Origin of the sequence: Ferdinandcohnia sp. FSL W7-1320, assembly GCF_038050315.1 — a bacterium.
GTDB lineage: Bacteria > Bacillota > Bacilli > Bacillales > Bacillaceae_L > Ferdinandcohnia > Ferdinandcohnia aciditolerans.
The window spans coordinates 4,263,826-4,280,000 of sequence record NZ_JBBPAM010000001.1 but is presented as its reverse complement, the minus strand read 5'-3'; the positions used below and the strand labels follow the sequence as shown (position 1 = coordinate 4,280,000).

At 36.5% G+C, this 16,175-nt stretch carries 12 protein-coding genes, 8 tRNA genes and 1 pseudogene (1 of these 21 running past the window's edge); 15 read left to right on the top strand and 6 right to left on the bottom strand.

The window, feature by feature from the left end:
- From NST91_RS20870 to NST91_RS20825, 10 genes and pseudogenes are all read left to right on the top strand, one after another.
- Positions 1 to 29, top strand: a tRNA-Tyr gene (locus NST91_RS20870) (it extends 56 nt beyond the left edge of the window).
- Between the two features lie 44 nt (positions 30 to 73).
- Positions 74 to 147: transfer RNA gene (locus NST91_RS20865), tRNA-Trp, on the top strand.
- Between the two features lie 11 nt (positions 148 to 158).
- Positions 159 to 234, top strand: a tRNA-His gene (locus NST91_RS20860).
- A 39-nt stretch (positions 235 to 273) separates the two neighbouring features.
- A tRNA-Gln gene (locus NST91_RS20855) sits at positions 274 to 348 on the top strand.
- 24 nt (positions 349 to 372) lie between these two features.
- Positions 373 to 447 (top strand) — tRNA-Gly (locus NST91_RS20850).
- A gap of 2 nt (positions 448 to 449) precedes the next feature.
- Positions 450 to 523, top strand: a tRNA-Cys gene (locus tag NST91_RS20845).
- Positions 524 to 560: 37 nt separating this feature from the next.
- Positions 561 to 646: transfer RNA gene (locus NST91_RS20840), tRNA-Leu, on the top strand.
- Positions 647 to 676: 30 nt separating this feature from the next.
- Positions 677 to 757, top strand: a tRNA-Leu gene (locus NST91_RS20835).
- Between the two features lie 149 nt (positions 758 to 906).
- A complete protein-coding gene (locus tag NST91_RS20830) occupies positions 907 to 2,211 on the top strand; it encodes an IS91 family transposase (protein WP_083967595.1) in 1,305 nt (434 codons plus the stop codon).
- A 242-nt stretch (positions 2,212 to 2,453) separates the two neighbouring features.
- Positions 2,454 to 3,810, top strand: a pseudogene (locus NST91_RS20825) (IS1182 family transposase).
- Between the two features lie 258 nt (positions 3,811 to 4,068).
- Here NST91_RS20825 and NST91_RS20820 read toward each other — a convergent pair.
- The gene (locus NST91_RS20820; RefSeq protein WP_341332676.1) at positions 4,069 to 4,665 is read right to left on the bottom strand and encodes a DedA family protein; all 597 of its coding nucleotides are present in this window, start codon (positions 4,663 to 4,665) and stop codon (positions 4,069 to 4,071) included.
- Positions 4,666 to 4,898: 233 nt separating this feature from the next.
- Here NST91_RS20820 and NST91_RS20815 point away from each other — a divergent pair, with 233 nt between their 5' ends.
- The 3 genes from NST91_RS20815 to NST91_RS20805 are packed head-to-tail and all read left to right on the top strand — an operon-like array spanning position 4,899 to position 8,713.
- Complete coding sequence (locus tag NST91_RS20815) at positions 4,899 to 6,407, top strand: spore germination protein (protein WP_341332675.1); 1,509 nt, start codon at positions 4,899 to 4,901, stop codon at positions 6,405 to 6,407.
- Positions 6,404 to 7,579 (top strand): Ger(x)C family spore germination protein, encoded by a 1,176-nt coding sequence (locus tag NST91_RS20810; RefSeq protein WP_341332674.1) that lies wholly within the window; start codon positions 6,404 to 6,406, stop codon positions 7,577 to 7,579. Before NST91_RS20815 ends, NST91_RS20810 begins: the two co-directional genes overlap by 4 nt.
- 24 nt (positions 7,580 to 7,603) lie before the next feature.
- Positions 7,604 to 8,713, top strand: a complete 1,110-nt coding sequence (locus NST91_RS20805) for a GerAB/ArcD/ProY family transporter (protein ID WP_341332673.1) — start codon at positions 7,604 to 7,606, stop codon at positions 8,711 to 8,713.
- On the opposite strand, the gene NST91_RS20800 is transcribed toward NST91_RS20805, so the two are convergent.
- The 4 genes from NST91_RS20800 to NST91_RS20785 all read right to left on the bottom strand — a co-directional run bounded on the left by NST91_RS20800 (position 8,710) and on the right by NST91_RS20785 (position 12,124).
- Positions 8,710 to 8,928, bottom strand: coding sequence for a YczF family membrane protein (locus tag NST91_RS20800; protein WP_341332672.1), 219 nt, complete (start codon positions 8,926 to 8,928; stop codon positions 8,710 to 8,712). The genes NST91_RS20805 and NST91_RS20800 overlap by 4 nt on opposite strands.
- Before the next feature lie 601 nt (positions 8,929 to 9,529).
- Positions 9,530 to 10,627, bottom strand: a complete 1,098-nt coding sequence (locus NST91_RS20795) for a C40 family peptidase (protein WP_341332671.1) — start codon at positions 10,625 to 10,627, stop codon at positions 9,530 to 9,532.
- 213 nt (positions 10,628 to 10,840) lie between these two features.
- Complete coding sequence (locus NST91_RS20790; protein ID WP_341332670.1) at positions 10,841 to 11,044, bottom strand: protein YkzT; 204 nt, start codon at positions 11,042 to 11,044, stop codon at positions 10,841 to 10,843.
- A 231-nt stretch (positions 11,045 to 11,275) separates the two neighbouring features.
- Positions 11,276 to 12,124: an MBL fold metallo-hydrolase gene (locus NST91_RS20785; protein ID WP_341332669.1), complete on the bottom strand. Its 849-nt coding sequence runs from the start codon at positions 12,122 to 12,124 to the stop codon at positions 11,276 to 11,278.
- A 333-nt stretch (positions 12,125 to 12,457) separates the two neighbouring features.
- On the opposite strand from NST91_RS20785, the gene NST91_RS20780 reads away from it, so the two are divergent.
- Positions 12,458 to 13,309 (top strand): DegV family protein, encoded by an 852-nt coding sequence (locus NST91_RS20780; RefSeq protein WP_341332668.1) that lies wholly within the window; start codon positions 12,458 to 12,460, stop codon positions 13,307 to 13,309.
- A gap of 147 nt (positions 13,310 to 13,456) precedes the next feature.
- On the opposite strand, the gene NST91_RS20775 is transcribed toward NST91_RS20780, so the two are convergent.
- A complete protein-coding gene (locus NST91_RS20775) occupies positions 13,457 to 14,320 on the bottom strand; it encodes an AraC family transcriptional regulator (RefSeq protein ID WP_341332667.1) in 864 nt (287 codons plus the stop codon).
- A gap of 218 nt (positions 14,321 to 14,538) precedes the next feature.
- Here NST91_RS20775 and NST91_RS20770 point away from each other — a divergent pair, with 218 nt between their 5' ends.
- A complete protein-coding gene (locus tag NST91_RS20770; protein ID WP_341332666.1) occupies positions 14,539 to 16,173 on the top strand; it encodes a thiamine pyrophosphate-binding protein in 1,635 nt (544 codons plus the stop codon).
- Positions 16,174 to 16,175: the final 2 nt, after the last annotated feature.

Genomic DNA, 16,175 nt, shown 5'->3' with positions numbered 1-16,175 from the left:
CGGCGGTTCGAATCCGTCCCCCTCCACCATTTAATTAGTTCCATTTTATTTTACTTTGAATATTATATATCATAGGGGTATAGTTTAAAGGTAGAACGAAGGTCTCCAAAACCTTTGGTGTGGGTTCGATTCCTACTACCCCTGCCATTATAATTGTGGCGGCTGTGGCGAAGTGGTTAACGCATCGGATTGTGGTTCCGACATTCGTGGGTTCGATTCCCATCAGCCGCCCCATTTTATTTTATAATTTTCCGCTGATACGCAGCTAATCAATGGGCTATAGCCAAGCGGTAAGGCAACGGACTTTGACTCCGTCATTCGTAGGTTCGAATCCTGCTAGCCCAGCCATTTTATTTGCTTAATTAATAATTTGCGGAAGTAGTTCAGTGGTAGAACACCACCTTGCCAAGGTGGGGGTCGCGGGTTCGAATCCCGTCTTCCGCTCCAATGGCGGCATAGCCAAGTGGTAAGGCAGAGGTCTGCAAAACCTTTACCACCGGTTCGAATCCGGTTGCCGCCTCCATTATTTTAAACTGAATGTAAGTTATTTTTTATGACTTGCCGGGGTGGCGGAACTGGCAGACGCACAGGACTTAAAATCCTGCGGTAGGTGACTACCGTACCGGTTCGATTCCGGTCCTCGGCATCTTCTGATGTCTTTTTTCTTTCTATATACGCCGGTGTGGCGGAATTGGCAGACGCGCACGACTCAAAATCGTGTTCCTCTGGAGTGCCGGTTCGACCCCGGCCACCGGTATCACAAAAACACTTCTCCTTAAATGAGAAGTGTTCAGACTGTAGACAAACTCGATAAATTTCGAGTTTGCCTACAGTCTTTTTTAAAAGATAAGAAAGTATAAAAATTTGGGTCTACCACAGTCATTTAAGCTGTGGTATTTTCATTTTATGGAGACCAATATATTGAGAAGAATATTTTTTGATAAACACCAACATTGGGAAGCTTTCAAAAGAAAACACGGTGCTAAAATCCGCCCTATCGTAATTAAGGAGGTTGAGAAATTTCGAGATTGTGGGGATATCAAAAATGGATTTAAGTTATTTGTGTGTGAAGGTTGTCATGATGTGCGAAAGGTTCCTTACCGATGTAAAGGTCGATTTTGTACCACGTGCTCTGTTGGAGAAAGTGAAGAATGGAGTAGGTTACTTACTGAAGATGTTCTTCAGGTTAATCATCGGCACGTAATTTTTACGATTGATGAAGGACTAAGAGATGTATTTCTCCTTCACCGACATCTATTAAAAGATTTAATGGATGCTTCTGCAAGACTACTTACTGACTTCTTCAAAAAGAAAGCAAAGGTAACACCTGGGATTATTGCTGGACTCCACACTTTTGGTTCAAGGGTCAACTTCAATCCTCACGTACATATGTTAGTTACAATGGGTGGATTAACAGAAAAAGGAGAATGGAAGCAGTATGATTTCTTGCCATTTACGATGCTTCGTAAACAATGGCAAACGGTCGTATTAAAATTAATTAGAAACGGAGTTTCACCAAGAGAAAAGAAAAGAATCCAACCAAGACTTCAAAAGGCGTTCACCAATAATGGCGAAGGCTTCTATGTGTATGCACCTAAACAGAGGGGAAAAATAAAAGAACAACTTCGTTATATTGGCCGTTATATTCGTCGACCAGCGATTGGAATCAATCGGATTGAGGCATATGATGGGCAATTCGTTACGTTCAAATATAAGGATAAAACTGACGGAAAAGACAAATCCGAAACCGTAAGTGTCGAAGAATTTATTTCACGTTTAATTCGCCATATCCCAGACGAGCAATTTAAAACTATTCGGCATTACGGTATGTATTCTAGAAGATCAAAAAACTTGTGTAAAAAAGTGTTGAGTACTTGGCAACAAAAAGCAAGACGTTGGGTTGTAAAAGTTAAGAAAACCTTACGTCGCCAGACGTGGCGTGAAAGAATAGTAGCCAGTGGCAAGAAAGACCCTCTCGTTTGTCAGAGGTGTGAATGTTACTATGAATACAAGGGAGAAGTCTGCCTTGAAAATGGTAAATTAGAAATAAAGGTAGCCTTATGCAAAACTACAAGAGCTTATTTAGAAAGGATGATTAACGATCTCACCGGTATCAAAAACCCGCAAAAAGGGAAAGAAAAAGAAGAAAAACATAAGCCTAAACCAGTCCAAGCAACAGAGCGTCAGCTATGTTTGTTTGGCGTGTCATGAGAAAGAAGAGATTCCTATTAACGTGGTAAGGGATTTCGATTTAATGGATGATGGAGATCCGACAACTCCTCCTATGTTTGCATGTGAAAAATGTGGGGGTGAAATGTATCCTGAGTATTATAAAGGGGTACATGGCATAGAGTACAAATTATCGGATATTCTCTAACCATGAAAAGGACCGGGCTATGCCCGGTTTTTCTTAATTTACAATATTTATAGAGAATATTAGGGGTGATGGGAAAATGATGTCGAGAAATAATAACTTAGATAGAGAACAATTGGAAATGATTACACTGGATCAAGTCGTACACAAGATCACCTTGTGCGAAAGCTTGAAGCAGCTATTGATTTCTCCTTCATATACCCATTGGTTGAAAACCTTTATTCAACTCTAGGTTGTCCTAGTATTGATCCGGTTGTACTGATTAAAATGACGTTTATTCAGTATGTATTTGGCATACGTTCAATGAGGCAAACAATCAAGGAAATGAAACGAATGTAGCTTACCGTTGGTTTTTGGGTTTTGGTTTTTAATCAGATGTTCCCCACTTTTCTACCTTCGGTAAAAATTATGAACGTCGTTTTAAGGATACAGATTTATTTGAACAGATCTTCTACCGCATTTTAAAAGAGATTGCAGATAAGAACTTATTAAGTGCTGATCATGTATTTATTGATTCAACGCATGTAAAAGCGAGTGCTAATAAACGTAAATTTGAAAAGAAAGTCGTAAGAAAGGAAGCTCGTGCTTATGAAGCCAAGCTTCAAGAAGAGTTGAATCAGGATCGGATAGACCATGGTAAGGAACCATTCCCACCTGAAAAATTTGAAAAAGAAGAAATGAAAGAGATCAAAGAAAGTACAACTGATCCCGGAAGTGGATATTACGTAAAAGATGAACGCACGAAACAATTTGCCTACTCATTTCATGCCGCTACGGACAGAAAAGGTTTTGTGATAGGGTCAATTGTAACGCCAGGGAATACTCATGATAGTCATTTGCTTCAACCATTAGTCGAATCGATTATGAATAAAGTCATGAAACCAATTGCTGTTGCTGCCGACGCTGCTTATAAAACACCTGCAATTTGTAATTTCCTAATAGAAAATGGCATTACTCCTGCTCTTCCTTATACACGTCCCAAAACAAAGGAAGGATTCATGCGGAAACATGAGTATGTTTATGATGAGCACTTTGATTGCTATATCTGTCCGTAAGGAGAGACATTAACATACTCAACCACGACAAAGGAAGGATATCGACAGTACAAATCAGATCCTTCAAAGTGTGTAAATTGTCCTTTACTTGAACAGTGTACACAGAGTCAAAATCACCAGAAGTTATTACAACGGCATGTCTGGGAAGTTTATGTAGAAGAAGCTGAACATCTTCGCCACAAAAAATACGTAAAAGAAATATATGCACGCCGAAAAGAAACGATTGAACGTGTTTTTGCTGATGCAAAAGAGAAGCATGGTATGCGATGGACAACCTTAAGGGGATTAAAAAAATTGTCCATGCAGGCGATGCTAACTTTTGCTGCAATGAATTTAAAGAAACTAGCAAATTGGACTTGGGTAAGTCAAGAACTTGCATAAAACATATGCAAGTTGGGTCAGTATATACTCAAAAATAGTGGCTATTTTTGATAGAAAAGAAAAAAACAAAAGGCATTTGGGAATAAGAGAATTCCCAAATGCCTTTTGTCGACACTCTAAACACTTCTCCTTAAATGAGAAGTGTTTTTTTATGCGTTTAAACCAGTAATAACTGCACGAATATACAGATTTATATTTAAGATTTGGTGTAATGGTTTGACCGCTTCTTTAAAGGTTCAGCAAACCAAGAGATTGCAATCACCTTGCCAATTTTCTTCTGCGCCATTTTATAAAAAGAAAAATTGCAATCGCACACAAAATAAGTAAGATCACCTTCATAGACTGTTCAATCCAAGTGAAAACGAACTGCCATTGGTTACCGAATATATAGCCGATACCGATGAAAAAAGATACCCATAACACGGAACCTGAATACGCATAAAGTGCAAAGGTTCGAAATGGTACCTGAATGATTCCTGCAAAATAGCTATTGAACTGTCTGACACCGGGCAAGAAGAAACCAAATAATAGCATTTTGTTTCCATATTTCTCATAGGTTTTTCGTGTTTTCTTAATATGTTTCGGCTTCAGAAACAACCATTTGCCGTATTTTTCGATTAGTGTCATCCCAAACTTGTTTCCGATAAAATAGGTGGTTGTTATTCCTAACACTGAACCAGAGTATGCGGCAGTCAGAGCTGGAAGTAGATTAAGAACATGCTTGTACGATAAATAACCGGTGTATGCAAGTGTTGAGTTACCAGGTGGAATCGGAGAAGCAATTAGTTCTAAAGGTAGACCGATTAGTAACACAAAATATCCATATTGAGCAAATAAGCGTTCAACAATTCCCATTATCCTTCCTCATTCCTGACTATGAACAAGTTTAATCAATCCAATAAAATTAGCGTTTGTTAACAACTTAACTTTATACGTAAAAGACGTCAAAATTGAGAAATGACATTTGCCTATTTTTATGCACCCCTACCTCCTTTTTCAAGCCCAACAATCCCTTTTATATATTTTATAAACTTTGGGGTAGGCTAATAATGAAAAAATGAAATAAATTCCATTAGAGGGGATTTAACGTGAACACAGAAAAGTCAAATATATTTAGGTCTATTCAAGACAGTGTAGATGATAATATAAAAAGATTAGAAAATGAGCTTGGGAATAGTGCAGATTTATCGATAAGAAAGCTGAAGTTTACTGGCGATAAAAATGTAGCAATCATTCATTTTGATGGAATTGTAGATGAAGAAAGTATTAACAATAATGTAGTAAATCGAATTATAAAACTTCTAAATGAATGTAATACTTCCGTAACTACTGAACACTTAGCGGATAAAATCTTTCAAATAATATCTATCACTTCGGTTAAGTATGTTTCTGAATGGTTTCAGCTTATAGACAGTCTATTGTCAGGGGATACCATTATTTTAATAGATGGTAATCAAAAGGCAATAACAATAGCCACAAGGAAATTCCAGTCCCGCTCTATTAATGAACCTACTAGTCAAACGGTTATTAAAGGCCCAAAGGATAGTTTTACTGAAAATATGGGTACTAACATTTCATTAATACGATCTAGGATTCAAAATTCTAAATTAAGGCTCAAACAAACAAAAGTTGGTGATATAACAAAAACAGATGTTGGCATTATGTATATCGAGGGAATTGCAGATAAAGATATGGTTAAGGAAGTAATTTCTAGGGTCAAGAGGATTAAAATAGATAATGTACTTGATTCCAATTATATAGAAGGAGCGATAAAGGATCATAGAAATACAATCTTTCCACTCCTTCAAAATTCCGAACGGCCAGATGTTGTTGCAGGTAATCTATTGGAAGGCAAAATTGCTATATTCATACAGGGGACACCATTTGTACTAACTTTACCAGTGTATTTTGTGCAGTTTTTTCACTCTCCAGAAGATTATTATGAAAACAATGTATTTAGTTCATTTTTAAGATTGGTTCGTATAGGAACCTTCTTAGTAAATATGTATGCTTCTGCAATCTATCTTGCTCTAATAACGCATCATCACGGATTAATTCCTACGACATTGATGGTCACGTTGATGGCTCAAAGGGAAAGGGTTCCATTTCCGGCAATTATTGAATTATTACTAATGGAGCTAGCATTTGAAGTTTTAAGAGAAGCTGGGGTACGAATGCCTAGAGCCATTGGACCAGCTGTCTCCATTGTTGGAGCACTAATTTTAGGACAAGCAGCTGTCGAAGCAGGTTTTGTATCGGCGGCAATAGTCATCATCGTTGCCACGTCTGCAATTAGTAGTTTTACCTTACCTTATACAAGTGTTGTAAATGTTGCTAGAGGGTTACGCTTTATTTTAATATTCTGTTCTGCTTTTATAGGCTTTTATGGAATACTATTATTTACTCTATGTATCTTATTGCATCTTTGTAGTTTACGATCGTTCGGTGTACCGTATTTTGCTCCTTTTTCACCACTTAGGATTGGTGCGCAAAAGGATAGTTTAATCCGCTTCCCAATTCATTCCTTATTTATGAGGCAGTCAAAAGTAGAACAATCAAATGAGATGCAAACAAATACGAGTAGGGGTCAAAAATGAAGAAAATCTGTAAGATACTTTTAATTATGATGCTGCTAACTGGATGCTCGAACTACAGGGAACTAAATGAATTAGGACTTATCGTAGCTATGGGAATAGACCCTGCTAAAAATATGGAAAATGGTTATCGGATTACTTTTCAAGTGATAAATCCTAGTCAATTGTCTCCAACAGGTTCTACTTCAGGATTACCAATTACAAATTATACAGTCGAATCAAATACTTTAGTTGATGCCTATCGAATCGCGTCTAATATCATACCAAGAGAAAATGATGTCTCACATCTTTCTTTAGTAGTTATTAGTGAATCCGTAGCAAGGAAGGGTTTAAAACTTTTGCTTGATCCTTTTGTACGTGGAAAACAAACTAGAACTACATTTCCAGTTTTTATTGCTAGAGGAGACTCAGCAGAAAACATTTTAGGAGTAGTTGAACCACTTGAGTCAAATCCAACAAAAAGTATTAAAAGTACGAGTGAAAACAATCAAACGATGTATGGCCTTGCTAAAATTACACCTATACACGAAGCCATTTCTTCTATATCAAGTGAGGGTAAAGAACTTCTATTAACAGGAATTCAACTAAATAAGGAGTTAACATCTAGTAACCAAACTGACAATTTAAATAATATCAAGCCTGCTCTAATAGAAGTAAGCGGATTAGCCATTTTTAAGAAAGATAAGTTAGTGGGTTGGTATGACGGGGAACTTGCTCGAACAGCACACTTGATTCTTTCAGAAGTAGAGAGTTCGTCATTTCTGGTACCCTGTGGTGAAGGTGACCATATTACGTTTACGGCCAAAAGAAGTAACAGTAAGATCAACACAGTTTTAAAGCCGACTCCAACATTACGAGTAGATGTAGGGTTAACGAATGAAATTTCGGAAACAAGCTGTTATTTGGATTTTAGTAACGCGCAAGTTTTAGACAGAGTAGAGAAAGATTTAGAAAAAAAAATAAAGGAAGAAATAGAGAATACAATTAAAATCTCACAGGACCAAGGTACAGATGTATTTGGATTTGGTAACAAATTAAATAAGGAAAATCCAAATTATTGGAAAAAACATAAGAAGGAGTGGGATTCAATATACTCTGATGCAAAAATTGAGGTTCATGTAAACGCAACACTTATTGATTCAGGACTTTCATCTAAACCGTATCAAATTAGGTAGTGAAAAATAAGGAGATGAATCGTTTTGCCCAATGTTAAAATTGATGGTTTTCAATTATTTTCAATCATTGTGCTTTTTTTGTTTGGAACTACAATTTTCTTAAATATAGGAAGTGGTGCAAGGGAAGATGCTTGGATTGTAACACTTATTTCACCTGTTGCAGGAATGATATTATTTACAATTTACTATCGACTGTACAAGTATTATCCGGATTTACCTTTAACGGAATACATAAAAAAGATAATGGGCAAATACGTTGGAAGTATCATAAGTTATTTTTATATCATTTATTTTATTTATATAGCATCAAGAGTGTTACGCGATATGGAAGAATTATTAAGCAGTTCTCCATATACAAGAACATCTCTCATAACTCTAGGAATTTCTATGTTGTTTGTCTTAATTTACGCTATAAATCTTGGTTTTGAGGTAATCTCTAGGGTAATACTCATCAGTTTTTTTATTATAGGAATGGCTCTATTTATAATGAACATTTTGTTCGTAATCAATGGTTATATTATTCATCTCGAGAACATAAAACCAATACTTGCAGAAGGCTGGAAGCCAATATTTAAAGAGTTACCCTTATCTACTATGGTTCCGTACGGAGAATTAATTACTCTTTCAATGATCCTGCCATTTATAAATAAGCATACTAAAATATTGAAAGTTGGAATAATGGCGATTGGTGTTGCAGGTCTTTACTTAACATTAAACATACTTATTTTAATATCTATTTTGGGAACGGAAACTCTTTCAAGTGCTACATCGCCAGCATTAACAGCTGTTGGATATATTAATATTGCAGGGTTTATCCAGCGTCTAGATACGTTTATCATCATACTAGTTGTGATCTTGGGATTTGTAAAAGTATCATTGTTTTTCTTTTGTGCTGTAATTGGAATGAATAATTTGTTCAAGATTAAACAAAATACGTTATCGACCTTTTCAATTGGGGCAGTAATTTTCTTATCCTCTATTTTGATTGCACCAAGTTACCAAACTCACATAGATGAGGGTTTGAAAACGGTCCCATATGTACTGCATTTACCATTTCAAATTGTCATCCCGATACTTTTATTTATTTTGGTAACAATTAAGGAGAAGGTAACACGAAATACATCTTTAAATTAAGGTTTTTTCTTTCCGCGAAAATATGAGAATAATAACAATAGATATGTCATGATGAAAATAATGATTAGAAAATAATCTTCCCCTTTAGCTACAATTAATAAATTCTTGAGACTATACCAAGCTTCGTATAGGCTGTGGCCCTGATAGACGTCTACAAGAACAATAAGAGCTATTGTACTAACAAATATAGATAAAAGAACAATTAACTTACGCATACATTCACCCACACAAAATTCGAAATATGACTTTAATTACTAGGTTTAACATATATAAACTATCATAAACGAGTGAATTCAATATTTTTAATAAGGCGGTTAATGGAAGAAGTACATAAGTTGTTAGTAAAGCACAATACCTAAGGAAAACTAGGATATTGTATGCTAAGTAGTTTAGTTATTGTAGGAAAATCACAAATAGCATTATAAATAGAGTGCTATTAGCAATGGTTTTAGCACTCTGTTGGAAAAAAATTGATGGTAACATTATTTCTTATTAGTTGTGCTGTGAATTTTTAGACCATATGAGGAAGATGAATATAAAATGACTATAAAATTACTGCAAACTAACAGTATAATTGAACAATATAGGAGTGTAGCCTTTCACATTCAATATGATGCAAAGAATAAGAAACGGGTTTGGAACAATTTATCCATAAAACTCTTGATATGTGGCCCTCCGGTGAAGACACGTCTTGTTAATTTGAATAAATAATAAATTTGACCCTGTTCTCGCGCTCCTCAAGTTTTGGATGAGGCTTTTTTTTTACAAACCTACTAAAAAGGAAGTCCATCCCTGAGAATGAACTTCCTCTTGTATTTAATAAAACCTCTTAAAGCTTTCAAAATGTTTTTTCCAATAAGAGTCATTTACATTCGAAATGACAACTCCGTCATTTGAAGCATGAATGAATTGGTTGTTTCCAAGATAAATCCCGACATGAGAGATACCAGATTTATAGGTTCCCTGGAAGAATACTAAGTCTCCAACTTTAGGTGTATTAACATAATAAGAGCGCATATGGTAACCCTCGCTTGAATAACGAAGGGTATCTAATCCTGCTGACTTATATGCATAGTATATGAATCCACTGCAGTCAAATCCATTAGGTGTAGATCCACCCCATGAATAGCTGATTCCCAATTGGTTTTTAGCTACTTTAATCAACTGATCTACGTTATAGCTACTATTATTTGATGGGGTTTCAACTGTAGGAGTTTCTACTTTTTCCCCATCACCAATCGTAAGCTTTTGGCCAATGTAGATCATATCTGATTTCAAGTTGTTCCATTTTCTAAGGTTTGGAACTGTCACTTTATATTCAATTGCAATTCTTGATAGAGTATCGCCTGACTTAACTGTATAAACAGTAGCGGATTGAACTTTTTCTTCTTGAGGTTGCTCTGTTTTTTCCGTAGTAGTGTTGTTTGGTTTCTCCGGAGTAGAGTTACTTGGTTCCTCAGAAGAAGTAGGTTTACTTACAACAAACACGTTTCCTGGGAAGATAAGAGTAGAATTCAAGTTATTCCACTTCATTAGTTCATTAATTGAAATCTTATGTTTCACGGCAATACCACTTAGTGTATCACCAGATCTAACCGTATATGTAGTTGCCTTCGATGTACTAGGCTTTTGGGTTTCTTTTTCATTTGTAGGTTGCGTGTTATTGCTGCCTGAATTATTGTTGGTAGTTATTTCTGTCTTAAGGACTTGATTTGGGAAAATAAGATCGCTGTTTAAACTATTTAAGGACTTCAATTGTGAAACGGTAAGATCATGTTTTTGAGCAATCTTCCACAGTGAATCACCACTCTGAACTTTGTACGTGCTTGCTGCCTCAGCCTCTTCCGCAGCAAATAGTGCAGAGGCAATGACTGCAGTCGTAGTCACGGACATATATAATTTCTTTTTACCCAACTCTTGGACCTCCTCATTATTCTATTATTCTAGTTAATAATTATACTATAGAAATGTCTAGGTATGTAGATTAATGTGGAAATAGAGGAATAGTTATCCATTATAATAAGGTGTTTTGCCATAATTGCTCATTCTCTGTCGATGATATAAAAAATAAGCTTGCAGTAATTTAAATACTGCAAGCTTTGTTTATGGATGAAATATTGTCTATGATTAATAACCGTATTCCCAGTCGATTGTTTCTTCATACCAAACGACTTTATCGATGGGGTCAAATTGAACTTCTTTGTCATTTATGGTACATTTTATATTTTTACAATCTTCGAGACTTACTAGATCTTCGTATACATCATGCTCAACGTTTTCTAATACTGTTAGAGAGTGGTCTTTATTGATTAATAATGCTGTACCTTTCATTACCTAGCACCTTCCTTGGAAGATTATTTTCAAACTACTTACAGTATATCTCGAATAAGTAGTTTGAAAATACATTTGTGAAAAGGTTCACATTTCCTTCATATTTCTGTTTGAAATGTTGTAACAATTAAATTCAATTATGAAGATAGAGGAGAAGAATGGTCAATTCCAATACAAATAAATAAATAAATAAACCCCAAGGTAAATAATCACCACGGGGTTACTGTCATGTTACACATACCCATTCACAAAGTATGTGATAATTTCTAAATCATCTTCCGTTAACTCACGTTGAAAATACGAGGCCATCTCTGTTTTGATTTTTTCAAGATTTCCTTTATGTTTCTCAGTCAATAAGACACTAGTCTTTAGTAGTGTTACAAAAGAAGAAAATTCACCCTTAGTTAGTGGTCCTGGATGATGAGAGAGGAAATAGATATCTGCATCGTATTTTTCGATTTTCTCTAGAAGTTTACCCATTTTTTTGATCGTATAGTGCCATTTTTCTGCGTACAGATTTGCATAGAGGCAATCACCGAGAATGATCGTTTTTTCCTCAGCAATGTAGAGGAGATTTGAATCAGCTGAATGGTCTCCACCAATATGTTCGATGATGCAGGTAAGCCCACCGAGATTCAGTTTTATTTGCCCTTCAAAAATAATTGTGGGATTCGGTATGATTATATCTCGATCATTTCGAAGCTCAAGTTTAATCGCGTCTGCACAAAACGGAATCTCAATCCCTGCTTCAACACGTTCATCCAATTCCTTGTCTTCCCATGATAGTTTCTGCAGTTCTCTAATTTTTTCATAGGTCATGTTATTTGCGATTGAGGGCATGTCCATTTCATTCAAACCAAATATATGATCCCAATGCCAATGAGTAAGAGCGAGTATATCTCCGGTGACATGATAGGAAGCTAATTGCTCTTTGAAAAGTTTAGCATGATTAGAAGAGTTTCCAGCATCAATTAACAATGTCTGGTCGTCCCCCACAATCGCTACCAAAATCGGACGGTCTGTTTGTTGAACTGGAGGCAGGTAGAAGAGACGATTGGAAAGCTTTTGCAATGTTTGCATGTGTATGAACTCCTTCAAGATTGTATGTACCGTTCATTATATCCTATTTGTAGAGGGGATAAAATTGAGACTTTATAAAGTCACAGTGACGCCCCGAAACGGCTCGAAGTTTGTCGAGAGTTTATAGATAAACTTCAATCAACTTTCAGTACTTGTTTTCACTTCTTCTTCACAAGAATCAAGCCTCACTAATGCGTAACCTTCTATTTTCAAGCCACATTGCTTTATTTCTACTTAAAAAAATTCTGTAAAACGCTTTCGTATAATGTATAGTTGGTTTAGGTACGATGGTTAACAACCGACCCATAATGGGAGATGAGAGGGGAATAATAATTGGGTAGAATTATTTTAACTACGGAAAGTGGCGCGGATTTACCTTTGGATTGGACGAGCAAACACTCTGTTCAAGTGGTTCCGATGCACGTTATCATGGGTGATAAGGATTATTTAGATGGGGCGTTGCCGGTAGAGGATATATTTGATTATTATGAGCGAACCAAGAAAATCCCCTCCACAACTGCAACAAATGTTTATGAATATGAGGAATTCTTTAAACAGATAAAAACGGACTTTCCCGGTTGTGTCATTATCCATATAGGTTATACGTCTAAGGCATCTTCTTCCTTCCAAAATGCCATTATTGCAACGAAAGAGTTAAATGATATTTTTCTAATTGATGCATTGAACGTTACGGGAGGACTAGCTGCTATTGTGATGTATGCAGTAGATATAGTAGCAAAAGAACCTACGATTGATCCTGAACAGTTAGTCAAAAAAATCGAAGCGATCGTCCCGAAATCTAGGTTGGCTTTTGTTCCTGGCAGTCTAGAGTTTTTAAAAGCGGGTGGAAGAGTAAGTAACCTAGCTTATCTCGGAGGTGCTTTGTTGAAAATTAAGCCATGTATCGAATTAATAGATGGAAAACTCACATCTACTAAGAAGTATCGCGGGAATATGAGTACCGTCACGGAAAAACTGATCCAAGACTACATAAATCAATACGACATTGATAAAGGTCAAATTTATTTAGTATACTCCCTTGGCCTAGATGAAAAGATTAAGGAAAGAATGACCGATGTCGCAAAAGAACATGGATTTGAAAATATCAGTTGGATACAGGCCGGCGCCATGATCTCCACCCATGCTGGACCAGGCGGATTTGGAATTGCAGGCTTGGAGAGATAGAATTTGAAGTCACAGTGACGCCCAGAAGATTGTCGATGGTTTATAAAGCGGATGGGTGCCGCCACCTCCCGACAAAAGGGAGGTGGAAAAAATGACAACCTATTAAGCAATATCTATAGCATTTCAATTAATTTTCAGTGCTTGTTTTCATTTCTTCCTCACCGGAATCCAAACCTCACTATATGCGTACCCTACTTTGTCTTTATTCATTTTTGTGAACGAAAAAGAAGGGACATTAATGACCTCGTAATCGGAAGAGGGAAGCCATTCTGAATAGGTTTTGGCCATGGTTTCTTGTAGTGTTGATGGGAAGGGTCCTTCATTTGGAAAGATTGCCCATGTACATGCTTCGACTGGTACTATGTCTAATCGGTCACTTACTTGATTTTCCGTTGTTAACACACCAATCATGTGGGTTAAATCGCCTTCTTCTTTTATGAAATTAGCGTCAGCGTGGTAAGAGGCATTCACAATTTCATAAGGATCTATATTTTGAAGGGAATGCATTTCTTCTTTTTGTTCGTCCGTTATGCTTTGTGCAAGCTTTACAATCTCATTATTCACGCCTTCAAATTGCATTGGGACCCGTTTGCTTACACCAACTAAATTAAATGCAGGTTTATCTTCAATTCTAAATTCCATAGATGTTCCTCCTTTAACAGTTATTACGAATGAAAGTTTGGGAAACGATTTGCTTATTCCAGTTTTAATTACATCCGATGGTAAAAAACCACTCCATTTTTTAAATGCTCTAGTAAAGCCGTCGACTGATTGATACCCATATTTAAATGCAACATCTGTAACTTTATCACCATGTAATAAATCCTTGTTTGCCTCTGACAATTTTCTGTTTTTAATATATTCACTTAGCGTCAGCCCTGAAAGATAAAAAAAGATCTTTCTAAAGTGATAATCGGATACCCCGGCATATTCAGAAATTCTTTCAAGAGATAGGTCATCAGTTAAACGATTTTCGATATAATCGATCACTTGGTTTAATTCCTTTAACAATGTATCCCTCCTTTTCATGTCTTCATAATAGCAAAGCAATTTATATAATACTCGACATTTTTAACATAAAATATATCGGTTTACTGACAGATATTCAAACGAAGATGTAATGAAAAATATGTTGGACTGTTGATGGATGATTAAAAACATGCTCTGAATAGTAGACCTCAGTAATTGGAAAGGTAAGGGATAAAGTAATTTTAGGAGGGGTTTGTAGCGTGATTTCAGAGTCTAATCAATCAACAAAGGAAACTGTTGCAAGTCTTATGTTAAAGCAACTTGGGATGTGGGGAGTTAAAAGGATCTATGGGGTTGTCGGTGATGCCATTATTGGGTTTATGGATGAACTAGCAAAGCAGAATTCAATACAATTTATAGCGGTGAAACATGAATCGGTTGCCGCCATGATGGCTTCAGCTGAGGCAAAGTTAACGGGTAAGCTTGGCGTTTGTCTTGCAACGATGGGACCTGGTTTAGGAAACTTACTCAATGGTTTAGGGGACGCTTTTCTGGACAAGGCACCCGTATTGGCTATTACTGGTCAGGCTCCCACTCAAAAAATTGGGACAGACTATAAGCAGTATCTTAATCAACAAGAATTAATAAAACCACTCGCAGAATATACGTCTTTGCTCGCACACCCTGACGCCATTATAGATGTTTTAACAAAAGCGATGAAAACATCACTTGATAAAGGGGCTGTTACTCATCTATCGATTCCAAAAGATCTTTTTTCAATGAATTCGACTGCAAAAATTCAGCGGGAACCAAAAATGATACAGACTGCCACATCTATAGATGAACAAGATATCACAGAGGTTGTTGAATTAATGAAAAACGCAAAAAAACCAATGATTTTAGCAGGCCTTGGGGCAATACATGTTGTAAATGAAGTAGAGAAACTAGCAGAACTTTGGGGAGCGGGTATCCTTGTAAGTTTAGGTGCAAAAGGGGTGTTTCCTCAATCCTGTACGCACTTTTTAGGAGGAATTGGACAAGGGGGAAACCCTCATGCTAAAGATCTTTTTCAAGAGTCAGATGTTGTTTTAGTAGTAGGGAACTTGTGGTGGCCGGAAGGATATGTTCCAGAGCATGCGAAGGTGATTCAAATTGATGTTGCGAAAGAGAATATTGGGAAAGGTATACCTGTTGAGTTAGGTATTGTAGGTTCAGCTGAAATGCTTGTCCCACTGTTAACGAAACATCTTCATAGCGTTTCACAAAATCAAACTTGGGTAACAAACATCCAAAAGACAAAAGAAACATGGGATACTCAAAACGAGCAAGAAGGATTACAATCTTCACAACCGCTCCATCCTTCAAGAATTGTTAGAGCTATTGAAAATACTGTTCAAAACGATGCAATTATTACTCTAGATACGGGTGATGTAACTGTTTGGTTCAATCGTAATTTTCGCTCAACTAAACAACAAATCATCTTTTCAGGAGAATGGCGAACAATGGGATTTGGTTTACCTGCCGCTCTTTCAGCAAAACTGTGCTTCCCGGAGAAGCAAGTGGTTGCAGTCGTTGGGGATGGCGGGATTGAAATGACTTTAGCCGATTTATTAACGGCCATCCGATATAACTTAAATATTACAGTCATCATTTTCAATAATCATGCGTTACAAATGGAACGCGATAAAATGATAGCCAGCGGAAGCGTTCAAAAGGATGTGGATTTAACGAATCCTGACTTTGTAAAAATAGCCGAAGCTTGCTCGTGGAAAGGCTATTCAATCAGAGAAGATAGTGAATTAGAAGCTACCTTAAAAAAAGCATTATTACATAATGGGCCAGTATTGATAGAGGTTGAAACTGCGCCAATTTTTCATCCGGAAACAAAGAGCTGACC